The organism is Shewanella glacialimarina (assembly GCF_020511155.1).
GTDB classification, from domain to species: Bacteria; Pseudomonadota; Gammaproteobacteria; order Enterobacterales; family Shewanellaceae; genus Shewanella; species Shewanella glacialimarina.
The window spans coordinates 2861862-2887998 of sequence record NZ_CP041216.1; the positions used below are offsets into that span (position 1 = coordinate 2861862).

Annotated in this window: 18 protein-coding genes and 14 tRNA genes; 15 read left to right on the forward strand and 17 right to left on the reverse strand. The window is 40.2% G+C overall.

The features are described from left to right. Positions 1-22: 22 nt before the first annotated feature. Both FJ709_RS12405 and FJ709_RS12410 read right to left on the reverse strand, forming a co-directional pair. Positions 23-1384 (reverse strand): sensor histidine kinase, encoded by a 1362-nt coding sequence (locus FJ709_RS12405; RefSeq protein ID WP_226410360.1) that lies wholly within the window; start codon positions 1382-1384, stop codon positions 23-25. Positions 1385-1387: 3 nt separating this feature from the next. After that, positions 1388-2950: a DUF3369 domain-containing protein gene (locus FJ709_RS12410; RefSeq protein ID WP_226410361.1), complete on the reverse strand. Its 1563-nt coding sequence runs from the start codon at positions 2948-2950 to the stop codon at positions 1388-1390. Positions 2951-3210: 260 nt separating this feature from the next. Between FJ709_RS12410 and FJ709_RS12415 the strand changes: the two genes are divergently transcribed. After that, entirely contained in the window at positions 3211-4332 is a 1122-nt protein-coding gene (locus tag FJ709_RS12415; protein ID WP_226410362.1) for a patatin-like phospholipase family protein, read from the forward strand. Positions 4333-4568: 236 nt separating this feature from the next. Further along, a complete protein-coding gene (locus FJ709_RS12420; protein WP_226410363.1) occupies positions 4569-4727 on the forward strand; it encodes a small highly charged protein in 159 nt (52 codons plus the stop codon). A 242-nt stretch (positions 4728-4969) separates the two neighbouring features. Here the strand turns inward: FJ709_RS12420 and FJ709_RS12425 are convergent, their stop codons facing one another. Then, positions 4970-6364, reverse strand: coding sequence for a magnesium transporter (locus FJ709_RS12425; protein WP_404829957.1), 1395 nt, complete (start codon positions 6362-6364; stop codon positions 4970-4972). Between the two features lie 229 nt (positions 6365-6593). Here FJ709_RS12425 and FJ709_RS12430 point away from each other — a divergent pair, with 229 nt between their 5' ends. Further along, on the forward strand, positions 6594-7079 hold the full coding sequence (locus FJ709_RS12430) for a glutathione peroxidase (protein ID WP_226410364.1): 486 nt from the start codon (positions 6594-6596) through the stop codon (positions 7077-7079). Positions 7080-7366: 287 nt separating this feature from the next. On the opposite strand, the gene FJ709_RS12435 is transcribed toward FJ709_RS12430, so the two are convergent. The 9 genes from FJ709_RS12435 to gltX all read right to left on the reverse strand — a co-directional run bounded on the left by FJ709_RS12435 (position 7367) and on the right by gltX (position 10414). Beyond that, positions 7367-7442: transfer RNA gene (locus FJ709_RS12435), tRNA-Glu, on the reverse strand. Between the two features lie 92 nt (positions 7443-7534). Next, a tRNA-Ala gene (locus FJ709_RS12440) sits at positions 7535-7610 on the reverse strand. A 35-nt stretch (positions 7611-7645) separates the two neighbouring features. Next, positions 7646-7721, reverse strand: a tRNA-Glu gene (locus FJ709_RS12445). A 132-nt stretch (positions 7722-7853) separates the two neighbouring features. Then, positions 7854-7929, reverse strand: a tRNA-Glu gene (locus FJ709_RS12450). Between the two features lie 132 nt (positions 7930-8061). Next, positions 8062-8137, reverse strand: a tRNA-Glu gene (locus tag FJ709_RS12455). 118 nt (positions 8138-8255) lie between these two features. After that, positions 8256-8331, reverse strand: a tRNA-Glu gene (locus FJ709_RS12460). Between the two features lie 129 nt (positions 8332-8460). After that, positions 8461-8536 (reverse strand) — tRNA-Glu (locus tag FJ709_RS12465). A 288-nt stretch (positions 8537-8824) separates the two neighbouring features. Next, positions 8825-8900: transfer RNA gene (locus FJ709_RS12470), tRNA-Ala, on the reverse strand. 104 nt (positions 8901-9004) lie between these two features. Further along, the gene (gene gltX / locus FJ709_RS12475) at positions 9005-10414 is read right to left on the reverse strand and encodes a glutamate--tRNA ligase (RefSeq protein WP_226410365.1); all 1410 of its coding nucleotides are present in this window, start codon (positions 10412-10414) and stop codon (positions 9005-9007) included. 267 nt (positions 10415-10681) lie between these two features. On the opposite strand from gltX, the gene FJ709_RS12480 reads away from it, so the two are divergent. The 11 genes from FJ709_RS12480 to FJ709_RS12530 all read left to right on the forward strand — a co-directional run bounded on the left by FJ709_RS12480 (position 10682) and on the right by FJ709_RS12530 (position 18286). Continuing rightward, positions 10682-10757 (forward strand) — tRNA-Val (locus FJ709_RS12480). A 44-nt stretch (positions 10758-10801) separates the two neighbouring features. Beyond that, a tRNA-Val gene (locus FJ709_RS12485) sits at positions 10802-10877 on the forward strand. Positions 10878-10903: 26 nt separating this feature from the next. Next, a tRNA-Val gene (locus tag FJ709_RS12490) sits at positions 10904-10979 on the forward strand. A gap of 42 nt (positions 10980-11021) precedes the next feature. Then, positions 11022-11097: transfer RNA gene (locus tag FJ709_RS12495), tRNA-Val, on the forward strand. A gap of 28 nt (positions 11098-11125) precedes the next feature. After that, a tRNA-Val gene (locus FJ709_RS12500) sits at positions 11126-11201 on the forward strand. A 29-nt stretch (positions 11202-11230) separates the two neighbouring features. Next, positions 11231-11306: transfer RNA gene (locus FJ709_RS12505), tRNA-Val, on the forward strand. Positions 11307-11800: 494 nt separating this feature from the next. Next, positions 11801-12826, forward strand: coding sequence for a TRAP transporter substrate-binding protein (locus tag FJ709_RS12510; protein ID WP_226410366.1), 1026 nt, complete (start codon positions 11801-11803; stop codon positions 12824-12826). 73 nt (positions 12827-12899) lie between these two features. Continuing rightward, positions 12900-13562 carry a TRAP transporter small permease gene (locus FJ709_RS12515; RefSeq protein WP_404829958.1) on the forward strand — a complete coding sequence of 221 codons (663 nt, stop codon included), beginning with the start codon at positions 12900-12902 and terminating at the stop codon, positions 13560-13562. Beyond that, on the forward strand, positions 13562-14959 hold the full coding sequence (locus FJ709_RS12520) for a TRAP transporter large permease (RefSeq protein WP_226410367.1): 1398 nt from the start codon (positions 13562-13564) through the stop codon (positions 14957-14959). The genes FJ709_RS12515 and FJ709_RS12520 overlap by 1 nt, the downstream gene beginning before the upstream one ends. A gap of 142 nt (positions 14960-15101) precedes the next feature. Next, positions 15102-16907 carry an ATP-binding protein gene (locus FJ709_RS12525; RefSeq protein ID WP_226410368.1) on the forward strand — a complete coding sequence of 602 codons (1806 nt, stop codon included), beginning with the start codon at positions 15102-15104 and terminating at the stop codon, positions 16905-16907. 2 nt (positions 16908-16909) lie between these two features. Beyond that, positions 16910-18286, forward strand: coding sequence for a sigma-54-dependent transcriptional regulator (locus FJ709_RS12530; protein ID WP_226410369.1), 1377 nt, complete (start codon positions 16910-16912; stop codon positions 18284-18286). A gap of 34 nt (positions 18287-18320) precedes the next feature. On the opposite strand, the gene FJ709_RS12535 is transcribed toward FJ709_RS12530, so the two are convergent. The 3 genes from FJ709_RS12535 to tesB form a co-directional block, all read right to left on the reverse strand. Further along, entirely contained in the window at positions 18321-19574 is a 1254-nt protein-coding gene (locus tag FJ709_RS12535) for an MFS transporter (protein WP_404829960.1), read from the reverse strand. A 114-nt stretch (positions 19575-19688) separates the two neighbouring features. Further along, on the reverse strand, positions 19689-20084 hold the full coding sequence (locus tag FJ709_RS12540; RefSeq protein ID WP_226410370.1) for a YbaY family lipoprotein: 396 nt from the start codon (positions 20082-20084) through the stop codon (positions 19689-19691). A gap of 52 nt (positions 20085-20136) precedes the next feature. Beyond that, on the reverse strand, positions 20137-21000 hold the full coding sequence (tesB, locus tag FJ709_RS12545; protein ID WP_226410371.1) for an acyl-CoA thioesterase II: 864 nt from the start codon (positions 20998-21000) through the stop codon (positions 20137-20139). Positions 21001-21207: 207 nt separating this feature from the next. Here tesB and FJ709_RS12550 point away from each other — a divergent pair, with 207 nt between their 5' ends. Then, the gene (locus tag FJ709_RS12550; protein WP_226410372.1) at positions 21208-22092 is read left to right on the forward strand and encodes a 1,4-dihydroxy-2-naphthoate polyprenyltransferase; all 885 of its coding nucleotides are present in this window, start codon (positions 21208-21210) and stop codon (positions 22090-22092) included. Between the two features lie 132 nt (positions 22093-22224). Here the strand turns inward: FJ709_RS12550 and gndA are convergent, their stop codons facing one another. Further along, positions 22225-23754 carry an NADP-dependent phosphogluconate dehydrogenase gene (gene gndA, locus FJ709_RS12555; RefSeq protein ID WP_226410373.1) on the reverse strand — a complete coding sequence of 510 codons (1530 nt, stop codon included), beginning with the start codon at positions 23752-23754 and terminating at the stop codon, positions 22225-22227. Positions 23755-24004: 250 nt separating this feature from the next. Then, positions 24005-25924 carry a propionyl-CoA synthetase gene (locus FJ709_RS12560; RefSeq protein ID WP_226410374.1) on the reverse strand — a complete coding sequence of 640 codons (1920 nt, stop codon included), beginning with the start codon at positions 25922-25924 and terminating at the stop codon, positions 24005-24007. Between the last annotated feature and the right edge of the window lie 213 nt (positions 25925-26137).

Consider the following 26137-nt stretch of genomic DNA (forward strand, 5'->3'; position numbering starts at 1 on the left):
AACGCACTTTAGAGTGCGTTTTTTATTTTGCCTTGATAAATATTTCAATTTCGAGGCCTTTATTTAACTCTGACACAATATTTAATCGCCCACCTAATTTTTGAGTCACTAAATTATACACAATTGACATGCCTAATCCGGTTCCCCCCAAATGTCTAGCTGTCGTAAAAAAAGGCTCAAACATCCTATCCTTAACTTCCTGGCTTAATCCTTTACCATTGTCCTTATAAAACATTTTAATTTCGTCACCGTAAACCACTGCCCCTAAAATAATGGTTTTGTCACCGATGAAATCATCTGGGTAAGCATGGCGAAAACAATTCGATACTAGATTTGTAAATATTTGAGCAATTGCACCAGGATAAGACTCAACCATGATTTCTTCCGCTAATTGAATATCCAAATTAATGTTCTGCTTGCGGGTTAGCGGTCTTAATGGAGTAGAAATTTGCCCTAAATATTCGGTTAAATTAAAGTATTCTTTCTCTAAAGTCAGTTGATCCGCCGCTGTTCGCTTAAAGTTATGCACCAATTCCGCTGCACGGGATAAATTACGTTCGATAAGCAATAAACCATCACTCATAGTACTGATAAAATATTCAAACTCTTTCTCATCTAATTCACCAGCAGAAAATAATTTTTTAAGCTTATTCAGCTCATCAATACAATGACTGGTTGAAGTGACTGAAATCCCTAAAGGTGTATTGACCTCATGCGCCACACCGGCTACCAAATTACCGAGTGCGGCCAGTTTTTCACTTTCTATCAAACTGGCTTGAGTCGCTTTTAAGTGTGTTAAAGTTTGCTGCAATTCTTGGGTACGAGACGCGACTATAGTTTCTAATTTTGCATTAAGTTCCTCTAGCAGCATTTGCTGGCTACGTACTTCATTTGCATTTACTGCCCGACCATATAAATCAGCTAATGCCGCAACAAAAACCTCTTCATCTCGGCTCCATGACCTCATTTGGCCACGATGCTCACAACATATAATACCAATCATTTTACCTGCGTGACGAATTGGACAATCTAACATTGACACAATCCCCTGAGGAATTAGATAGATATCGGTAAATTCAGATGTAGCAGAATGCTGAAAGACATCATCAGCAGCAATCGTTCTTTCAGAATCTAACGCATGGAAGTAGCGAGGCAGTTGAGCGCGAGTTAACGTAATATTCTGTTGCTGTGATTCATTATCTAATAACAAAAAACACGAGATGGATTGCTTATCTTCCGATAGCAACCAAATACCCGCTCTTTCGACTTTAAGCCCTTGACAAACCGACGAAATAATAAGTTGAGAAGCACTGTTTAAGTCGCCTTTATCAATCAACACTGATTGGCTTACAGTAAATAACACCTTCTCAAGGGACGCATTCATGTCTTAATCTACTGTTTTTGCGCAATCAGGCATATCACGTTGAATAGCAATAAACCTATCCATCAACTCAAGGCTTGCATCACACATTTTAGGGTCAAACTGCTTACCCGATTGCTCATTTAAATACTCGATAACCTTTTCAACTGGCCAGGCATCTTTATAGCTACGTTTTGATAACAGTGCATCAATAACATCCACTATAGCCATGATGCGTCCCTCTATCGGTGTTTGCTCGCCAACTAAGCCTCTTGGATAACCTTGACCATCCCAACGCTCATGGTGAGTGTAAGCAATTCTAGCGCCCATTTTGGCAATAATGCGATTAGAAGCAGCTAATAAGTCATACCCCTTTTCCGCATGGGTTTTCATTATTTGCCATTCTTCGTCAGTTAATTTACCCGGTTTATGTAGAATGCTTTCCGGTATGCCGATTTTACCTACATCGTGCAAAGGTGCTGCATAGCGAATAGTCTCAATAAAATCATTACTAAGCTTCAGATGCTCGGCAAGTATTTCACTCATCAATGCGACTCTGCGGACATGTGCCCCGGTCTCTTTACTGCGCTGCTCAATCGCATCACCAATGATTAAAATAAGTTCTTTTTGTGTTTGTTGTACGTTTTCCTTACCGGCAAGGTTTTCAAAGGTGAGACTAACGTTAGCGGCAAATAACTCTAAAATCCTGACCTGCAAAGGTGAAAGAGCAGCATTGTGCTCTAGATATAATATACTTGTTACATCATTACCAAACTCGTAAAAACCAACATAAATATTATCGTGCACAACCGACGTTTTTAATGCGATAGCCTCAATGATATATTCTTTAACATCGCCTGGTAATGACTCAACACTGTCTATTTCACTGTAACTCACCAAACTACCAGTAGCAGCAAGTAAGTTCATTTGAGTGTCTTGATATAAGTCTTGATGATAACTGGTTAAATATAGTGCTGAACTGTCTAAACTAAGTAACTGTAATGTTTGTTCTAATACCGCACTACCAAAGTGATGCAGTGTACTACTACGGAGCACTGAGGAGGATGCTGAGATGACTTTCTCCATTCCACGCTGACTTTGCTCAATGGTTTTAATATCACGATATGAACGTAATGAGGTATACACACACGATTTTAATTTTGCAGCTGTTAACTCGGTTTTCGCTTTATAATCATTAATATCAAAATCTCGAATCACTCTTTCTTCTGGAGCACTTCCTGGTTGGCCGGTTCTTAAAATAATACGGGTCGAATGATTATTTAATTCACCGCGAATACGCTGAATTAAATCAAGCCCTGCTTGATCATTTTCCATCACCACATCGACAAACGCTAATGCGATATCATGTTCATCACGAAATAAATTAAACCCTTCTTCACCGCTAAAACAGGAATAAAAAGCCAAGCCACGCCCATCAAGATTAAACTGACTTAACGCAAACTTTGTCACATCATGTATACCGGGTTCGTCATCAATAATAACGACTTTCCATGGCGGCAATTGGACTTTAGGCTTTAAAGTCGTATCCTCGCCTTTTGGCATATCTGCAGATTTTTTAAACAAAGCCAATGGTGTCTCCTTTAACTTTTTTCTAACTGTGTGTCACAAACACCAGAAAAATGCGTTTTTATTTTTATTATCTATTAAGTTACCTACTAAGGTAATAGCTGATTAAACGCCCTCTTGTCAAAGAAAAGCTACTAAAAGGTTAAGTTTTGTTTTACCAAGGTGAATTTGAAATCAGCCAAAAAAACTTATCCGACTAGTGCAACAAGTTAAAACAAGACATACTCTTAGTTAATCTTTTCTAACCTAGGTGTAGTGATAAATTGTCAATTGGACTTGTACTTGGTGGTGGCGGTGCCCGCGCGGCATATCAAATTGGTGTATTAAAGGCTTTGGTGCAATTTTATCCTAGAAATAGTCATATCCCCTTTGATGTCATTTGTGGCACATCTGCAGGTGCTATTAATGCAACATCTTTAGCGACTCACGCCGCGTGCTTTCATTTAGGGGTAAAGAAATTAGATTGGGTATGGCGTCACTTTAAAACACAACAAGTTTATGAGTCTTCAGTCGGTGGCGTTGCTAAACACTTATTAAAGATGGCAATTAAAGGTTTACAGCATGAAAAAGTGAATACCGATGCAGCAAGCTTACTAAACAATCAACCATTACGTGAGTTATTGAATAAACTAATAGACTTTGATCGTATCGAAAGAAATATACATTTAGGTGCATTGAAAGCGATCAGTGTGGATGCTTCTTGTTATAACAATTCGCTGTCATATAGTTTTTACCATGGTCATCATTCAATCGAGAACTGGAAGCGTGCCCGAAGGCAAGGGAAACGGAGCCAGTTGAATACTGATCATCTGCTTGCTAGCTCCGCAATCCCAATGGTGTTTCCTTCTATAAAATTAAACAGAGCTTTTTTCGGTGACGGTTCTGTTCATCAACTTTCGCCCTTGTCGAGTCCTATCCATCTAGGGGCACAGAAATTATTCGTGATTAATTTGGATAGTCCTCATAAACACAAAGATGTCTTACCAAGTCATCACCCAAAAACAGCGACAATAGCAGGACATTTATTAGATACTATATTTTCAGATACGTTAAATAGCGATCTTGAACGTCTACAAAGGGTAAATCACACTCTAGATCTTATCTCTGATGAAGATAAAAATAAGCTAAATTTACGAACAATAGACACATTAGTGATTAAACCAAGTGAAGATCTAGGTATGATAGCTGCAAAGTATTACCTAGAAATACCTATCGCAATCCGTTATTTACTCAAACTGTTTGGCATACATCAACAATCAGATTCAAGTATTGTTTCTTACCTATTATTTGAAAAAGCTTATACAAGCGCACTTATTGATTTAGGTTACCAAGATGCTATGACTCAAATAGATGACATAAAAGCCTTTTTTGACATACCAGCATAATAAATAATACCAAAGGTAAACTTTCACATTGATATGTCTAATTTGATGTACCTGGTATTGTCATATTTTATTCATCTTATTCTGATAATATTTTTTTAGGTTAGATTTATAACCTTAATATAGTCATACAAAATATTTCACCGGGTTGAACTAAAGATTTCGCTTTAGCTTTTAACAGACTTTAGGTAAAAGGGAGACTGTACTAATAGCAGTATAGTTTTATTGGATAGTTGAAAATGGCACACACATTTGAATTTGATGAAGATGATGCACCATGGGGTGACAACATCAAGGGAAAACAAAAATCTAAAAAGGTAAAGCAACGACGAAGAGATAATAAGCGTAGCTACTTTGATGATACTGCAATGGAGTTTGCACCTGCTAAATTAAAGTAATTTAATAAAAATTTAACAGTAATTAACCATCAAGTTTAAAAAGCAAGTTGCTATCAACTTGCTTTTTTATTTGATAGGGTGATAAAGATATGCATCAGTAAATCCACCATCTTAGAAATTTCAATGCAGTGCACTTTACATCTAAATTCAATTTAGAAACCTTAGGGTTTAATCTAACAGACATAAAAAAGGAGCCGGCGGCTCCTTTAGTCACTTTTTGTAGACAAATATTAACAGATACTTTATAGATACAAAATTGTCGCTAAACCTAAAAAAGTAAAAAAACCTACAACGTCTGTCACTGTGGTTAAAATGACTGAGCCTGACAATGCCGCATCTTGGTTAAATCGTTGTAAAATCATTGGAACCATGACTCCGGCGATTGCAGCCATAGCCATATTGATTAAAATAGCACAGCCTATAATAACGCCCATCATGGGGTCATCAAACCACCATCCAGCAATCAAGCCAATAACAATGGCCCATAAAATACCATTCAAAGCACCAATACCTAGCTCATTCTTGAGCAGTGACACTACGTTACCTGCAGATATTTGCCCCATTGCCATACCACGGATCATTAACGTTAATGACTGACTACCTGCTATGCCGCCCATAGACGCAACAATAGGCATTAACACAGCTAAAGCTACCACTTGTGATAGTACATTCTCAAACAGGCCAATTGTTGCTGAGGCTAAAAACGCCGTTAATAAATTAATACCAAGCCATACAGCACGACGTCTAGCCCCTACAGTAATAGGTGCAAACAAATCGTCATCATCGTCCATACCAGCTGTAGCCATTAACTGTGATTCGTAATGTTCACGTACTAAGGCTGTTGCCGTTCTCAATGTCATGCGACCAATTAAGATACCTTCATCATCAACCACAGGCAATTCTAACTCTCGGCTGTGCTCAATGGTCTCAGCGGCTTCTAGTAAGGAAGAATCTGCTGATATAACCCGACTATCTTGCCAAATCAAACTAGAAAGTAAAACATCTACATCAGTTTTAAACACGTCATAGCGTCGAACTGTGCCAAGGTACTTATCATTTATATCAACTAGAAATAGATGATCATTACAATCTAAATCAATACGACGGAAAAATCGCTGGCCTTGCGCCACTGTTGAATCAAGATTTAGTACCAACATTTGGTGATCAGCATAACGGCCAATCTCATTTTCATCATACTGGTCATAAAGCTCAAAGTGCTTTCGCTGTCGCTCGCCCATTTGCGCTAATGCGCGATCAGTAATGCTGTCAGGTAATGAGTCACTCCAATCAATCAGATCTTCTGGACTAAGCTGCGAAAATATCAAATCCAGCTCTTCGTCTGGCATTTTCTTTAAAATGCCCAGACGTGGATCCGCACGCATTAAGTTTAAAACATCAACACGCTCTTCTGGCTCGACCTGTTGCCAACGGTCATAACGCTCATCTAACGGTAAAGATTCAAGTAAAATAGCGATAGTACCAGCTTCTGCACCATTGAGTATTTCACTAAAAACTTCAGCTTGTTCTTCACCTTCAGCTTCTGTAAGTTGCTGCACAGCTTGGCTGACTTCTATTTGTGACTGTGTTGTAATCTCTTGCTCTGATTCAGATATAAGTTCGTTCTTTACTTCATCCATAAGTCCGCCCCTTATCTTGTTCAGCGAATAATGCGCCGACTATATTCATATTTTTGGTGATAAGCAAATAGATAAATTAAATTGCGCACTATTAAATTGACCGCTTCAAGACAAGTCATTATAGTACAAATTAATCTACAAAGTATTGAGGTTACTTATTTCAGTTGAACGCGTATAACAACCTCATTATTCTCGTTATATTTGGACAATGAATTTACTGGAGCACGACATGAGCAAGGCAATTTATCAGTTTAATATCAAAGATATTAAAGGAACTGACATCAGTATGGACACTTTTAAAAATAAAGTGTTATTGATTGTTAATACTGCGAGTAAATGTGGTTTTACCCCTCAATATAAAGCTTTGGAGGAGCTGTACCAACAATATAAAGATCAGGGTTTGATAGTGATGGGATTTCCTTGTAATCAATTTGGTAAGCAAGAGCAAGGAACTGAAACTGAAATAAGCCAATTTTGTGAGCTTAATTTTGGGGTGACATTTCCATTATTTAGTAAAATAGACGTAAATGGTGATGATGCTGCTCCGCTATACCAACACTTGAAGCAAGCTGCGAAAGGGCTTTTGGGGAGTCAGTCCATTAAATGGAATTTTACTAAGTTTTTAGTCGATACACAGGGTAATGTCATTGAGCGTTATGCGCCAACAACAAAACCGGAAGATTTGTCATCAGTAATAGAAAAACTTTTAAAATAACTTTTCAATAACACTATAAATTTCAAACAAATAAATAGTTTGTTATAAATACTTATACTTTTTGAAAAAAATTATACGTATTTTTGAACTTTTACATAAATGATGACTCAAACTTAATAACAGTGATATTTACTTTATTGTTCATCATCTCCCTGGGACTTCTAGCGCAGTCCCCTTGATCTCTAAGTAGATCAATAGGCAATCATTTGATTGCCTTTTTTTATGGCTCAAATTTAAATCAAACACAAAATTTAAACATAAAAAAACCACCTTGCGGTGGTTTAGTGTGGTATCCCATAGGGGATTCGAACCCCTGTTACCGCCGTGAAAGGGCGGTGTCCTAGGCCTCTAGACGAATGGGACGCCGAGATTTACTTATACTCAGTAAATAGAGTGAATACTCATTAATGCCTGTAGGCAAAACATTAATGCTATTTGTTGTTTCCAACAAAACTTGGTGGAGCTACACGGGATCGAACCGTGGACCTCTTCACTGCCAGCGAAGCGCTCTCCCAGCTGAGCTATAGCCCCAAATTTTAGTAAATAGACACCAAAATTTGAAAATATGGTATCCCATAGGGGATTCGAACCCCTGTTACCGCCGTGAAAGGGCGGTGTCCTAGGCCTCTAGACGAATGGGACACTGTTGATACGTTAGACTCTGTATCGAGTGAATACTCATCAATGACTGTAGGCTAATCATCAATGCTATTTTAGATTTTCAAACGTTTTACGAAAAAAACTGCTTCGAATTATGTTCAACCATCTGAAATATGGTATCCCATAGGGGATTCGAACCCCTGTTACCGCCGTGAAAGGGCGGTGTCCTAGGCCTCTAGACGAATGGGACACTGTTGATACGTTATACTCTGTATCGAGTGAATACTCATCAATGACTGTAGGCTAATCATCAATGCTATTTTAGATTTTCAAACGTTTTACGAAAAAAACTGCTTCGAATTATGTTCAACCATCTGAAATATGGTATCCCATAGGGGATTCGAACCCCTGTTACCGCCGTGAAAGGGCGGTGTCCTAGGCCTCTAGACGAATGGGACACTGTTGATACGTTAGACTCTGTATCGAGTGAATACTCATCAATGACTGTAGGCTAATCATCAATGCTATTTAGATCATTAAACTCTTCTTTCGAATTATGTTCAACCATCTGAAATATGGTATCCCATAGGGGATTCGAACCCCTGTTACCGCCGTGAAAGGGCGGTGTCCTAGGCCTCTAGACGAATGGGACACTGTTGATACGTTAGACTCTGTATCGAGTGAATACTCATCAATGACTGTAGGCTAATCATCAATGCTATTTAGATTTCTAAACCTTTCCGAAACAACCGCTTCGAATTATGTTCAACCATCTGAAATATGGTATCCCATAGGGGATTCGAACCCCTGTTACCGCCGTGAAAGGGCGGTGTCCTAGGCCTCTAGACGAATGGGACACTGTTGATACGTTAGACTCTGTATCGAGTGAATACTCATCGATGACTGTAGGCTAACCATCAATGCTACTTACCTATATCAGGTGCTAAAACCCTAAGGATTCGAACCCCTGTTACCGCCGACTCTTTATAAACCAAAGTGGGCGATGTCCTAAGCTCTATTTCTAGACGAATGGGACACTGTTGATACGTTAGACTCTGTATCGAGTGAATACTCATCGATGCCTTTATGCGCTCTTGTTAACCAAGAATTCGATGCTAGCTTCGATAACGAAACTTTTAAGTAAGTGGTGGAGCTACACGGGATCGAACCGTGGACCTCTTCACTGCCAGCGAAGCGCTCTCCCAGCTGAGCTATAACCCCTCTTACTTAAAACACAATCTAGATAAGCTGCCAGAAATTACTGAGCTGTGTCTCAACTGCGAGGCGCATTCTATGCAGCATACCTTAATGTGTCAACTCGTTTTTTAGGAATTTATTCTATCTGCTACAAAATCAATCGCTTTGGATATTCTTTCAACAGATCTGTCTTTTCCAATCAAAAACAAGGTTAAGTCTAAAGCAGGTGACTGCCCTGCCCCAGTTACAGCAACGCGAAGCGGCATACCGACTTTACCCATACCAACATCTAATTCGGTAGCTGTAGCTTCAATAACTGCATGCAGTGATTCTACAGACCAATCAGTTAAAGCCTCTAACTTTGCTTTAACAAGCGTTAATGGCTCTAGCGCCACCCCACGAAGATGTTTTTTAGCTTGTGTTTCATCAAATTCAGCAAAGTCTTCATAGAAATAACGGCTAGATGCTGCAAGTTCTTTTAGTGTTTTAGCGCGTTCAGAAAGCGCTATAACTAATTCAGCTAATGCTGGCCCATTACTGGTATCAATTTTTTGATCATCCATATGCCACTCTAAATGAGATGCGACATATTCAGGGGCTAGTGATTTAATATAATGTTGATTTAACCAATTTAACTTATCAGTGTTAAAGGCTGATGCCGCTTTATTAATATCATCTAGCTTAAAGAAGCTAATCATCTCTTCCATAGAAAAGACTTCTTGGTCACCGTGAGACCAACCTAATCGGACTAAATAGTTAAGTAAAGCTTCAGGCAAGTATCCATCGTCACGATATTGCATTACACCAACTGCACCATGACGTTTAGATAATTTGGCACCATCGTCACCTAAAATCATCGATACATGGGCATATTCTGGTATAGGTGCACCAAGCGCTTTTAGGATATTAATTTGGCGAGGAGTATTATTAATGTGATCTTCACCGCGTACTACGCAAGTGATCCCCATATCCCAATCATCAACGACAACGCAGAAATTATAGGTTGGTACACCGTCAGTACGTTTAATAATTAAATCATCAAGCATGCTATTTGATATTTCAATACGACCACGTACATGATCTTCAAAAATTACACTGCCTTCAATTGGGTTTTTAAAACGGACAACAAAAGGTTCATCTGTATCACGCGGCGCTAAATCGCGACAACAACCATCATATTTCTGTTGTTCACCGTTAGCCGCTTGTTCTTCACGTAAAGATTCAATACGTTCACGTGAGCAATAACATTTATATGCTGTACCTTTATCTAACATTTGCGCGATGATCTCGTTATAACGGTCAAAACGCTTAGTTTGATAATAAGGGCCTTCATTCCAATTCAACCCTAGCCAATTCATACCATCTAAGATCGCATCGCATGCTTCTTGGGTAGAGCGTTCAATATCAGTGTCTTCTATACGTAAAACAAATTCACCGTTATTCGCTTTAGCATGTAACCATGAATAAAGTGCAGTACGGGCACCACCAACGTGTAAGAAACCTGTAGGGCTTGGAGCAAAGCGAGTCTTAGTTGTCATAATCGGACACTAACCTATATAAAGAAGTCTGTATAAACTATACCCAGCGAAAAGCAGAGTATAAAAATGTGGCCAACATTCTAACAGCCTACGCGTTAGGTTGAAATGCCCGTGCATCGAATCAAGATGCTATTTTACTTAAAAGCCAAAACCTGCTTGCTTAACAAAACGCCAAACGGCACAAAAATAGCACTATCGTGATATTTTTATCGAAAAATCGTTGACAGCTAATCCTTGCTCCCTATAATACCGACCCACACAGCATGAGGTCGCTTAGCTCAGCTGGGAGAGCACCTCCCTTACAAGGAGGGGGTCACTGGTTCGAGCCCAGTAGCGACCACCATAATTTCATTGAAGAAATTATTATTTGTTGTTAATTATATCCCAGGTCGCTTAGCTCAGCTGGGAGAGCACCTCCCTTACAAGGAGGGGGTCACTGGTTCGAGCCCAGTAGCGACCACCATATAATTAACAAGTGTAGAGTCCCCAGGTCGCTTAGCTCAGCTGGGAGAGCACCTCCCTTACAAGGAGGGGGTCACTGGTTCGAGCCCAGTAGCGACCACCATTTATTTGGACTCACAGTTTTAAAATTAGCTGCATTATCCCAGGTCGCTTAGCTCAGCTGGGAGAGCACCTCCCTTACAAGGAGGGGGTCACTGGTTCGAGCCCAGTAGCGACCACCATAATGTGCTAATGTTGCAAGATATCCCAGGTCGCTTAGCTCAGCTGGGAGAGCACCTCCCTTACAAGGAGGGGGTCACTGGTTCGAGCCCAGTAGCGACCACCATTATCTTCATCATGATTTAATTTATCCCAGGTCGCTTAGCTCAGCTGGGAGAGCACCTCCCTTACAAGGAGGGGGTCACTGGTTCGAGCCCAGTAGCGACCACCATAAATCTGCTTCAAAAAACAAACTCTTCAGTTTCAAACTAGAACTGTTTTAATGAATTGCCTCACCATAAAACATCGTTAAAAATTATAACTTCCTCTTAATAATATTCTTTTTATAAAATCATTTTAATCTCATTAAATTTACTCCAAACCTAAATCGTCTTTTTAAAAAGTCCCATCTGCTTTTTAGAATATTTATTTCAGTATTTTCATCATCAATGGCTTAATTGTTAACTTTATGATCAAATGCTATCAATGTGTGAAATCCCACCCATTGATACTATTAAGATGTCCCTCATATCACCCAGTTGAATATTAAAAAGATTAAAAAAATAATTTTAATCTTACAAAACAATAATATAACCACAACTCTCAAACTGGCACCTCTTTTGCTTACTACCTTGTACTCCTCTGGGACGCTGGCTATATCCCAACTGCTTTATCTATTGCAGTAAAGAGACAAAACGATAATAAACAAGTAAAGGAAGCCATAACATGTCTACATCAACCACTATCAACCCTATATGGAAATCAATAAAGTCTGCAGTAAAACTCACTGCTATCGCATCGATTTTAGCTTCTAGCTTTAATGTTTTTGCTGAGCCTATAGAAATTAAGTTTTCTCATGTGGTCGCAGAAAATACCCCTAAGGGCCAAATGGCACTTAAATTTAAAGAGTTAGTCGAGCAACGCCTACCAGGCGAATATACCGTTAGCGTATTTCCAAGTTCGCAGTTATTCGGGGATAACAATGAACTCGCGGCATTATTATTAAACGATGTGCAAATTGTTGCACCATCACTTTCGAAGTTTGAGCGCTACACGAAAAAACTTCAGGTGTTTGATCTTCCTTTCTTATTCGAAGATATGGCTGCGGTCGACCGTTTTCAACAATCTGAAGAAGGTCAAAGGCTCTTAAACTCGATGAACCGCAAAGGTCTTGTCGGTTTAGGGTATTTACATAATGGTATGAAGCAATTTTCAGCCCATGCGCCCTTGCCTACCCCACAAGATGCCAATGGTAAAAAATTCCGTATTATGGCTTCTGACGTTATTGCGGCACAATTTGATGCCGTAAAAGCGATTCCAGTTAAAAAGCCATTCTCAGAGGTGTTTACCCTTTTACAAACCCGCGCTATTGATGGGCAAGAAAACACTTGGTCAAATATTTACTCGATGAAATTTTATGAGGTACAAAGCCATATCACTGAAAGTAACCACGGCGTATTGGACTACATGTTAGTGACTTCAAACACTTTCTGGAAAAGCTTACCTAAAGACAAACGTGAAATTATCAAAAAATCACTCGACGAAGCCATTGTATTAGGCAATCAAATTGCCGCGGCTAAAGAAGGTGAAGATAAACAGGCTATTTTGGATTCAAAGCGCTCTGAACTGGTGTCATTAACTGCTGTACAACGCCAACAATGGGTTGATGCCATGAAGCCTGTATGGACTAAGTTTGAGTCTCAAATCGGTAAAGACGTCATTGAAGCAGCTCAGGCCGCAAACAAGCAATAAGGTTCTCTTGGGTTGTTATCTAAAGTTATCACAGGATAACAACCCTCTTTTCATTAACATTTAGGAGAACAAAGTGATTTCAAATTTACTCAATAAATTCGAAGAAGGGTTTTTAAACCTATTGATCTCACTGATGACCTTATTGGTATTTGGCGAAGTTATCGCACGTTTTTTCTTTAATACCGGTTTTCTATGGATACAAGAACTGACCCTAACCCTGTGTGGATGGTTTGTATTATTTGGCATGTCTTATGGCGTAAAAGTAGGTGCACATATTGGTGTAGATGCGTTTGTCACAACACTTTCGCCAGCACCCAAAAAGCTAGTTGCATTATTAGCCTGTTCATTGTGCGTTATCTATTGTGGTTTATTTCTTAAAGGTAGCTGGGATTATTTAAGCCAAATGTACCAAATTGGACTCCCGATGGAAGATATCGACTTTCCAGCATTTCTGGTTCATCAACTCGATCCTGATTTTGCCTGGGATGTATTAAAAATCGATCTTGAAGATGAGGGTGCGGTACCCGTTTGGATGTCTCAAAGCATTTTAATTATCGGTTTTTTAATGCTGACCTGGCGGTTTGTACAATTATTTATCGCCATTTTAACCGGTAAAGCAGATGGATTTAAATTAGCAGATGAAGCGAAAGACAGCATGCATTTAATTGATGAAGCTGCACTAGCAAGTGCGATTAATTCAACAACATCAACAGAAAAAAATAAGGACGAAAAATAATGACTATCGCAACCTTATTTATCACCTTGCTATTGTGCATGTTAATCGGCATGCCGATTGCTATCGCATTAGGTTTTTCAAGTGTGTTAACCATTTTATTATTTTCGAACGATTCATTAGCCTCTATTGCATTAAAGCTATACGCATCAACGTCTGAACACTATACCTTACTAGCTATTCCCTTCTTCATATTGTCATCAGCATTTTTGTCTACTGGCGGCGTAGCACGCAGAATTATTGATTTTGCCATGGACAGTGTCGGCCATATTCGCGGTGGTTTAGCAATGGCCTCAGTAATGGCATGCATGCTATTTGCAGCAGTATCAGGCTCGTCACCTGCCACAGTTGCAGCAATCGGCTCAATTGTCATTATAGGTATGGTTCGCGCTGGCTACCCCGAAAAATTTGCCGCTGGGGTGATTACGACTTCAGGGACATTAGGCATTTTAATTCCACCCTCAATTGTAATGCTAGTTTATGCCGCAGCAACGGAAGTGTCGGCAGCTAGAATGTTTATGGCGGGTTTAATTCCTGGTTTAATGATGGGGTGTATTTTAATGCTGGCAATTTATATTGTCGCCAGAATTAAAAACCTCCCATCTCGCCCCTTCCCTGGCGTTAAAGCACTATCAATATCAAGTGCAAAAGCCATGGGCGGTTTAGCACTGATTATTATCGTGCTGGGTTCGATTTATGGTGGAGTTGCCAGCCCAACAGAAGCGGCAGCGGTAGCTTGTGTTTATGCTTACTTTATTGCGGTATTTGGATATCGTGATATTGGTCCATTGAAGAATGTGGCCTGGCGTAATCAGCAAGAATCTATTGTCGGCGCCGGCTTACGTAATATTCTGCAAATGTTGTTGGCGGTGATAAAAACCCCCACAGATAAAGACATTCGACATGTGGTTCGCGATGGCGCAAAAGTCAGTATTATGTTGTTGTTTATTATTGCCAATGCCATGTTATTTGCCCATGTACTCACCACTGAGCGTATCCCGCATATTATTGCTGAAACAATTGTCGGGTTTGGGTTACCAGCCTGGGGCTTCTTAATCATAGTTAACTTGTTGTTGCTAGCAGCCGGTAACTTTATGGAGCCTTCTGCAATTTTATTAATTATGGCGCCCATTTTGTTCCCAATCGCAACTCAGCTCGGTATTGACCCTATCCATTTAGGGATCATCATGGTCGTCAACATGGAGATTGGTATGCTAACGCCGCCGGTGGGGCTCAATCTATTTGTTACCGCAGGGATTACGGGTAAAAGCATGGGCTGGGTGATCCAATCATGCTTACCTTGGTTGCTGCTGTTATTAGGATTTTTAATGCTAATAACCTATGTGCCGCAAATATCACTGTTTCTACCTGAGTATATTGATAAACTCAATGGCTATTAACTTGATTAATTAGCCAAAATAGACCAGCCTTAAGACTCAATATCCGTTGTTAATAACCAGCAACGGATATTTTCTCGTTTATAGTTTTATCGCATTCATCGTCAAATTAGCCATCTAATTAAGCATTTCTATAAGAGTATTTATGGTTATCACCCGCACAAAAATCAAACATAAAATAGGGTTAAGTATCCCCCTTATTATAGGGCTTGTTATTACTCTATATAGCAGTCAATGGTATTGGCTTAACAAGGGAGTCAACAATATTGCCCAGCAATCAGAAAAACAAATTAATGAACTCGTGCTATTTATCGATCAACAATTAGCTCAGTTTGAAATTATTCCAGAAGTGATTGCGACAAACCCAATACTGCAAGAAGGTTTATTAGCCCAAAAAAATCCAAAAAAAATGGCTGAAATAAATGCTTATCTATCAGAATTACAGAAAGTCACTGAATCATCCGATATTTATCTAACAGATGCTTTGGGTATAGCTATTGCCGCCAGTAATTGGGATCAACCTAGTTCTTTTGTTAATCAAGATTATTCATACAGACCCTATTTTATCGCAGCACGCTCTGGACGCTCTGGGCGCTACTATGCCGTAGGGGTATCATCAGATAAACGCGGATTTTATTTCTCTAACCCCGTTTACCACAATGGCCAAGTCCTGGGCGTAATAGTGGTCAAAGTTGATATTGGTGTTATTGAGCAGCAAAGTACTGGCATTGCTATTGCGGGCCAATATGAGTTTATGATTAGTGACCCTGATGACATTGTCTTTTTATCAAGTATTAATCATTGGCGATTTAACTCATTAACCCCTTTATCGCAATCTAAACGGTTTGCCCTTAACAATGCCAAACGTTATGCAAACCGTCCAATCAGTGAATTATCTATTCATCCCGACTATAAAGTAAATTCTGCAACTGATTTAAATACCTACAAGATCACCTCCAGTAAGGGGAGTGAAACATTTTTAGAAAAAAAACAGTTAATGCCAAATGCAAATTGGACATTACACATATTAGCCCCTATGTCCCCTTTATATAAATCGCTACCCGCTATTATGTTGCTGGCGGCCAGCCTATATTTATTAATCGTACTGTTTATTTTGTACACCATTGAGAGACGCAAAAATTTACTGCGTATGCACCATGCTCAGAATCAGCTTGAACAAAGGGTTAAAGCACGTACTCTAGAATTAGAACAAGCCAATACCCAGCTTAAAGACACTCAAGATGAATTAATTCAAGCAGCCAAATTAACGGTTATAGGCAGTTTATCTGCCAGTATTAACCATGAGCTCAATCAACCATTAGCCGCATTAAGAAGTTATGCTCAAAACACCCAAACTTTCCTAGGTCGAAATATGTTCGATGATGCTAAAAATAATCTAAAAATTATGATTGAGCTCACAGACCGTTTAGCTGATATCATCGCACAATTTAAAAGTTTCACCCGCAAATCCCAAGGCAAAGATAATGCCATCGAAATTCAACAGGCCATTGAACAAGCACTGACTATTGTACAACCTGAAATTGATAAACAAGGCGTACAATTATCTAAATCATTACCTACTGGGAAATGCCAAATTTGGGGTGATACGGTTAGATTACAACAGGTATTAGTTAACATTATCAGCAATGCAATTGTTGCCATGCAGCAAAGCAGTCAAAGACATTTAACCATTAGTGTTAACAAGATAAGTGACAGCAATACACTCATCATTAGTATTCAAGACACAGGGCCAGGCGTAAGAGAAAGCCAGATGAGTAAAATATTTGAGCCCTATTTCACCACTAATGAACGCCAAGGGTTAGGGTTAGGCCTATCCATTTCTCAGCGTATTATTGAGTCGATGCAAGGTCAAATTACAGTAGAAAATAGCGATAAAGGTGGTGCTATTTTTAGACTTTCCCTACCGATTTATTTACACGAAGGTAACTAAACTTGAGCTCACTAGGTGATATAAACCAACTACAAGTCATTATTGTTGATGATGAGCCTCATATTGGCAGCGTGCTGAGTCAATTATTCAAATTAGAGGGTATCAGTGCCGCATCAACAACGCAGCCAACACAGGTCGCTGAACTCATTCATAATGATTGGCCTGGTGTGGTGTTTTCTGATGTCAATATGCCGCAACTGAATGGATTAAGCCTATTACAGCAATTAATCCACAAAGACCCAGACCTCCCCGTGATACTCATTACTGGTTTCGGCGATATTGCCATGGCAGTTGATGCGGTAAAAAAAGGGGCTTATGACTTTCTTGAAAAACCTTTTAATAATGAACATGTGGTTGATGTTGCCAAGCGCGCGTTAGAAAAACGCCAATTAACCCTCGAAAACCGCAAACTTAAACAAGAATTAGAGTCACACATAGCGCCTGGGCCGCGGATTTTAGGCCACAGCCCAGGCATTATAAAAATGCGCAACATACTCAACCAAGTGATAAATGTACCTGCTGACATCATGATTGAAGGTGAAACCGGCGCAGGAAAAGAGTTAGTTGCCCGCTATCTACACGACCATAGTCTTCGAAGTAAACACAACTTTGTGGCTATTAACTGTGGTGCAATTCCTGAAAGTCTTATTGAAAGTGAGTTATTTGGCGCTCAAGCAGGTGCTTATACAGGTAACGATAAAACTCGTATCGGCAAGTTTGAATATGCTAATGGTGGCACACTATTTTTAGATGAAATTGAAAGTACCCCACTCAGTTTACAAGTCAAATTACTTAGAGTGCTTGAAGATCGTAAGGTTGAACGTTTAGGCTCTAACCAGTCAATTGAACTGGATATTAGAGTCATTGCTGCCACAAAAGTAAACTTGCAGCAACTCTGTGAAACCGGTGAGTTCCGTCAAGACTTACTTTATCGTTTAAACTTAGTCACAGTGCCAATTCCTGCCTTAAGAGAGCGCAGAGAAGATATCCCTATTCTGTTCCTACATTTTGCTCGAATCGCTTCTACTCGCTACCACAAAGCGCTTATTGCATTGAATCCTGAGCAGCAAGCAATGCTAACCTCGCATGATTGGCCAGGTAACGTGCGAGAGTTACGTAATTTAGCCGAGCGCTACGTGTTATTAGGCGCAGAAGCCGCTTTTGCCGCAGGTAATATAGACAATCACCCCACTATGCATTCGAATATGTCTTTGCAACAGCGAGTCGACTTTTTTGAACGTTTATTAATAGAAGAATCTTTGAGTTATAACAAAGGCAGCATAAAGCTGACAATGGAACAACTCGAGCTCCCCCGAAAAACGCTTTACGATAAAATGAAAAAATTTGAAATAGATCGTAAGCAATTCACCGATCACTAACAATCTAACCTCTCTTACTTGTAAGTCATTTATCTTAGGCCGGCTTATCTAGCGGCCCTCTACTCAGGAATAATATGGCCAGCGCCAACATAGCTAACAAGGTTAACGAACCTACCACAACCCCTGGCCATTCAGAATGCTGCCAAAATACCATCAAATAAGGCCCACCTAGTGCTGCACCTAAGTAATAGCAGCATAAATACAAAGAAGTCGCTTTTGCCCTGTGATTGGTAGCTCGGATAGCCACAAACGAATTACAACAACTGTGAGTTAAAAAGAATCCGCTCGCGGTGATCAAAAAGCCCAATACAATGGCCCATAGGGTATCGACTAAGGTTAACAAGGTGCCTAATACCATGAGCAAAAAGGCAGCTTTAAATAATATGATCGATCCAAAGCGTACAATCCACTTAGCCGATAAATATGAAGCAAAGGTGCCACTGAGATAACATAAAAAGATTAACGTAGCATTGAAGCGACTCAGCTCATAAGGTAACGCCATTAAATGCAACTGAATAAAACTAAATTGATTCACCATCATCATAAAAGCAAGACCACCGATGATGAATACCAAACTCATTTTACGGTCGGTGATGTGCCCCCAAAAACCTTGTAAATCCTGGTGTAACTTTGCCAGTTTCGCTTGCTTGGCCGATAAATGAGTTACCTGTGGTTTAATTTCACGCCGGGGCAATAGAAAAGTGACTATTGCCACCCCAATTAAGGTCACAATAAACACCAACCCCATAGATTGCTGCCAAGATAAATGTTGTGACATTAAGCCACCAAATAAGCGGCCAAAGATCCCCCCTAAACTGTTAGCAGTAATATAGATTGCCGCTGCTTTTAACATAAATTCAGGTGCGAGTTGCTCTTTAAAATACGCCATCGCAATCGCGGGCACGGCTGCCAGAAGCGCTCCCTGTAATAGCCTTATCCAAACCAATGAGTCAAAGTCTGTTGCAAAAATGAGTAATAAATTTGAGCAGGCTAATAACCATAAACTGATCACAATCGGCATTAACCGCCCGACGCGATCTGAAATCATAGCATAAAACAATAATGAAAAAGCCAGGGTAAAACTGGTCACAGATAGCACTAATGTGGAATGCGCACCGGTAACATTAAAGTGTTCTGCTATCAGCGGCAACATGCCCTGAACAGTATAAAGATTGATATAAATAACCACAGACGCAAGACAAAGCGCCCAAATGAGTCGGCTTTGTTTAGCTGGCTCAGGTGCTAAGGAGTGATTTGAAATTCTTGGCGATTCAGATTGATAAGTCACACTTGCCACAGATTAATTACGACGGAATAACATTATCGTTCGCCACTGTAATTAATCAATGACGAACACGGTAAAATGTGAGCTTTATAGCTTTAACAACAGTAGTTTTCAACTTTACTTAACTTGTTTCATCAACACTTCTGTGGTGAATTTATTATTATTAATTACTTTAAATTTCTCATAGGTTTGAAAAATCACTTTACCCTGATAAGTGATCATCGCTACCACGCCATAATCAATATTCTTATCTATTGTTTCAACAGGAAAAATAAATTTAAACGGCACTGGCGCCCGTGCTATATCAAAGGTTTTTTGCGAAATAATCGAGCCTGGTGTATTAAAATCAATCACCGCGATATTAATTTTACAGCCTTGAGGTAACTTTATTTTCTCTAGATAACCGGCATAGCCATTCACCACAACTGGCTCTTCTGGGGTAACCATCACACAACCCGTCAACACCAACAATGCGCCAACAAGACCCACTAAAACACATTTAAACTTACTCATACCACTCAACCTATTCATCTATTATTGTTGACATTAATACGCCAAACACCCATTACGACTTAGTCATTCTCAATAAACCTTCCTGGGTTGCCGAAGCCACTAGGCGACCTTGCTGATCAAAAAACTGACCTTTTACAAAGCCACGACCGCCACCAGCATTAGGACTTTCAATGCTGTATAAAATCCATTCTCCCATATTAAATGGACGATGGAACCACATAGAATGATCAATCGTTGCCATTCGAATACCAGGGGTTAAAAATGACACGCCATGGGGCTGGGCTGCAGTCACTAAAAAGTTAAAGTCAGAGGCATAGGCTAATAGATACTCTTGAATACTATGATCATTAGGGATAATGCCGTTGGCTCTAAGCCACACATAGCGCACAGGCTCACTGGTTGAAGGTGCGAGTGGATTACCTGGGTTAACTAAACGCATTTCAATTGGCGAATCGGCCATAAATTTCTCAAGCATCTTTGCTGGCACTTTATCGCGCATCGTCATGGCCAGTTCTTGCTGATTCATCAATCCTTCTGGTCCCGGTACATCAGGCATAGTCGCTTGATGTTCATACCCTTGCTCGATCGTTTGGAATGAGCAGGTCATATAAAAAATCGGACGGCCTTTTTGAATCGCTTTCACTCTCCGGGCACTAAAGCTACCGCCATCACGCATGATTTCAACATCATAGACAATCGGTTGTTTTTCATCACCTGCGCGTAAAAAATAAGAATGCAAAGAATGCGCATATCGATCTGCACTCACGGTCTGTTTTGCTGCACTCAATGCTTGCCCCATCACCTGACCGCCAAAGACATGGCCAAAACCTAAATCCTGACTTTGACCACGAAATAACCCCAGCTCAATTTGTTCAAGGGACAATAATGATAATAAATCGTTTAAAACCTGACTCATTTAACTCTCTCACAAACCACATAATTATAGATAAGCCTACCTTAAACTCTTCAGTAAGAGCTAGTGACTTTTGATTACCATTTTAAATCAGCACTACTTTATATATTCAAATTCGAAATTAGTGATTTGTCGCAAACAATATCAACAGCAGTCGTTAACAAAATTTGTTAAGCTATTAGGCATTACTAATCTAGTTATTTGATGTTTATGCAACCTTGGATTTTGGCTATTCGCCCAAGAACATTGCCAGCGGCAATAGGACCTTTACTTATCGGTAATATGTTAGCGCTTCAGCTAGCACAATTTAGCTGGCTCATTGCCGCTATTTCAATGTTATGTGCCGTGTTACTGCAAATATCAGTCAATTTAGCTAATGACTATTTTGACTTTAAAAATGGTATAGATACCGCAGAAAGACTTGGGCCAGTGCGTGTGACTCAAAGCGGCATGATCGCCCCAAATACGGTACGCAACGCCATGATATTGTGTTTATTGGCAGCCTTATTAGTGGGTTCACACCTTATTTTGCACGGTGGTTGGCCAATTGCCATATTAGCAGCAGCGTCAATTTTAGCGGCACTTTGCTACAGTGGCGGCCCTTACCCTCTGGCATCTCATGGATTAGGTGAAGTTGCAGCATTTATCTTTTTTGGCTTAGTTGCTGTTGTAGGTAGCTACTACCTGCAAGCTGGCGAGACCACATTAACGGCTTGGCTATTAGGCTGTGCAATCGGATTTTTTAACGCCGCCATTATGTTAGTCAATAATACCCGTGATATCACAACCGATACCAAAGCGGGCAAAAACACCCTTGCGGTTCGCATTGGTGAAGCGCAAGCAAAAGTCTTATACCAAAGCTTGTTATATTTACCTTTTGGAATAATCATTGCCGGATTTTTATTGGGTGCACTTCAGGGCTGGCCAGTATTATTAGCAGGCGTATCATTAGTCTTAGCCAGAAACTTAAGTAAAGATTTTAGAGATAACTCAGGAGAAGCGTTAAATCCTATTCTGGGTAAAACAGCTAAACTGACGATGATTTTCAGCGCACTTTTCAGCGCGGGCTTAATTATCAATTTCAGCCAAATCTGAGTATCAAAAAACTTAGATAACCTGAAATCTACATAACCTAAAACTAAGTACACTCAAGTTAAAAAGCTCAGTGTAAAAATCAAAAAAGGCTTCATTAAGAAGCCTTTTTTATTGGATAACACAAACTAAACTTTACACTTTAGTTAAAGTGCGCTCTTTTGCGCTCCAGTCTAAATGGTATTTTTCGCCAGCCGGTTTATCTGTTCGTTCAAAAGTATGCGCGCCAAAAAAGTCGCGTTGACCTTGCAATAAGTTAGCAGGCAATGTTTCGCAGCGATAACTATCATAATATGCCACAGCGGAACTAATACACGGTGCAGGAATACCTTGCATCACTGATGCCGCGACTGTTTTGCGCCAGTTTAATTGCTTGGTTGCTAAAGTGCTGCTAAAGCTTTCGGCCATTAACAGATTTGGCAACGCAGGATCTTGCTCATAAGCTTGAGTAATGGACTGTAAAAAAGTCGCTCTAATGATACAACCAGCACGCCAAATTTTAGCTATTTCAGCAAAGTTAAGTGGCCAATTTTGCTCTTTAGCTTCCATTGCCATTAGCTGAAAACCTTGCGCATAACAGCATACTTTGGCGCAATATAACGCATCTTCTAATGCATCGATAAAGGCTGTTTCCTCAACATCTGACAAGGTTATTTTTGCTGGACCAATTAGGGTTTTGCTTAACGACACTCGTAATGTTTTTTGAGTACTTACCGCACGGGCATACACAGCTTCAGCGATTGTTGGCGCTGGACAGCCAATTTGCAAACTACTGACTGCAGTCCACAAACCCGTGCCTTTTTGGCCGGCTTTATCCAAAATCATCTCAACCAGCGGTTTACCCGTTAGCGGATCATCTTGTTGCAATACTTCTGCACTGATTTCCATTAAATAGCTATTTAAACTACCTTGGTTCCAACGCTTGAAGATATCACCAATCTCGTGGGTTGATAAATCTAAACCATCGTGAAGCAATTGATAGGCTTCGCAAATTAACTGCATATCAGCATATTCAATACCATTGTGTACCATTTTAACGTAATGGCCTGAACCTGCAGGGCCAATAAAAGTGGTACAAGGTTCGCCTTCAGTAACCGGGTTACCGGGCTCAAAACGCTCAATAGGCAAACCTGTTTTACTGTCAACTTTAGCCGCGATAGCGTTCCAAATTGGCGCGACATATTGCCATGCTGATTCATCGCCACTGGGCATTAATGACGGACCAAAACGTGCACCCACTTCACCACCAGAAACGGCTGAACTAAAAAACTTAAACTTACCTTTATAGTGCGCCTCACGCTCAACCGTATCAGTCCACAAACTGTTACCGGTATCAATGACAATATCATCACTGGAAATGCCACTTTCAATCAAAGTATTACAAATACCATCAACAATTTTGCCCGCAGGTACTGATAAAACAATTACTTTAGGGGAAATTAATTTTTCGAGCATTTCTGAAAGATTCTTACAAGCTTGCATTCGAGGTGCTAAGCCTTCTTTCCGCTCTTGGTGTTCTTGTTCAAGCGCGCCATTAACTTTGGCCTCATCAAGATCAAAAACAGTCACGTGGTAGCCATTATCAGCTATATTTAACGCAAGATTTTTGCCCATAACACCAAGGCCGATTACGCCGATGTTTGACAATTGAGTGTGGTGAGTCATTAGATTTATATTCCACAAGGTCACAGAGATTTATCGCGATTCGCGAACCCATATGGACAAATATTATAGCGATTTTTGTAACTAAATTACCAGTTAAAACCTAGATACTATGGGTTACAGTAATCAAAATGTGTTTTTCAATATTTTCGTAAAGCAGTCTTTTTAAGGTATATTTAATAAAAACGTCAATGTTATCAAGTATAAAAATCATTATCTTAGCTAACATTGACGTCTGTATTTATTAAAAAATTTACTCACCTAAGGCTTTAGTTAGTGCATTAGCATAGCCCATTCGCGTTAACGTATTGCGAACAATGTCTAAAGTTTGTGGATCTTCTATGGTAGCGGGCACAGTATATTCTTGGTTATCGGCAATTTTACGCATAGTGGCGCGTAAAATTTTGCCTGAACGAGTCTTAGGCAATTTAGGCACTGCGCTGACTAATCTAAACGATGCCACTGGGCCTATTTCATGCCTTACTAAGGCTAATAGTTGGCGATGAAGTTCATCATCGGTTAGGTTAACGCCATTTTTAAGCACCACCATACCCAGGGGCACCTGGCCTTTTAATTTATCTTGCACCCCAATAACCGCCGCTTCTGCCACCGCAGGGTGTTGACACAAGACTTCTTCAAAGCGCCCTGTTGATAAACGATGACCGGCCACATTAATAATGTCGTCGATGCGACTCATAATATACAGATAACCATCTTCATCAATGTAACCAGCATCACCGGTTAAATAGTATCCGTGATACATGGATAAATAACTGTCCACATAGCGGTCATCATTTTGCCATAAGGTGGTTAATGTCCCTGGCGGTAACGGTTGCTTAATGACCACGTTACCACTTTCATTGGCGGGCACTTGCTCACCCATAGCGTCAAGCACTTCCACTTGATAACCCGGTACCGGTCTTGCGGGTGATCCAGGCTTAATCGCTATAGGTTCAATGCCCATTAAGTTTGACGCTACTGGCCAACCCGTTTCAGTTTGCCACCAATGGTCAATCACAGGTTTACCCAGCATGGCTTGACTCCAGTTTAACGTTTCTGGATCACAACGCTCCCCCGCTAAAAACATTTGTTTTAAACAGCTCAGATCAAATGGCTTAATGAGCTCACCTTCGGGATCTTCGCGTTTAATGGCTCGAATAGCGGTTGGGGCGGTAAAAAAACTTTTGACGTTATTGGCGGCAATAATTCGCCAGAATGCCGCGGCATCCGGTGTACCAATGGGTTTTCCTTCATACATAATTGTGGTTGCACCGACTAATAACGGCCCATAAACAATATATGAATGACCAACCACCCAGCCCACATCAGATGCAGCCCAAAACACCTCATCTTGCTCAATATCGTAGATATTCTTCATCGACCAACATAAAGCCACCGCATGACCACCATTATCACGTACAACACCTTTAGGTTTGCCGGTTGTGCCTGAGGTATAAAGCACATATAAAGGATCGGTGGCATTGAGGGATACACAATCTGCATTTGAGGCATTTTGCAGTGCGTGCTGCCAGTCAGCATCTCTTGGCTCGGTTAACTCTGCTTGATATTGATGTCTGGCTAAAATAAGGCAATGGTCAACTTTATGACTGGCTTGGTTTAGTGCATCGTCTAATAATGGCTTATAAGGTACAACGCCTGAGGGCTCTATGCCGCAAGATGCTGACAGCACGAGTTTAGGTTTGGCATCATTAATACGAGTCGCCAACTCATTGGCGGCAAAACCACCAAACACCACTGAATGAATGGCTCCAATACGAGCACACGCTAACATTGCAAAAGCGGTTTCGGGCACCATTGGCATATAAATCACCACCCTGTCACCCTTTTCAATACCGATAGACTGCATGTAGCCCGCTAAACGGCTCACTTGTGCTAATAATTCGTTATAGGTGATGGTGTATTGATTTTGTGTGACTGGGCTAATGTAATTAATGGCGATACGCTCGCCTTTTCCCGCAGCAACATGACGGTCAACGGCGTTGTAACACGTGTTCATCTTGCCATCGGCAAACCATTGATAAAAAGGTTTATTTGAATCATCTAAAATGCTCTTAGGCTCTTTGTCCCAAGTAATCATCTTTGCAGCATCAGCCCAAAAGGTCGTTGGATCTTCAATTGATTGCTCATGTAATGACTTTCCTACATCAGTCATGTTAGTTCTCCGTTAGCTCTCCCAAGGTTGATTATGAGCAGAATTAAGCCAATATCCCTATTAGACCAAGGGATTAGTATTGATATTTATGAGCGCTGCGACAATTACATCAACAGGATACAGAAACATAAATAATAATTAATAAAAACTTATTAATTAATAGCTTAAAGAAAAAACCCAATCGAAATGGCAAGATGAATCAACAGTTATAAA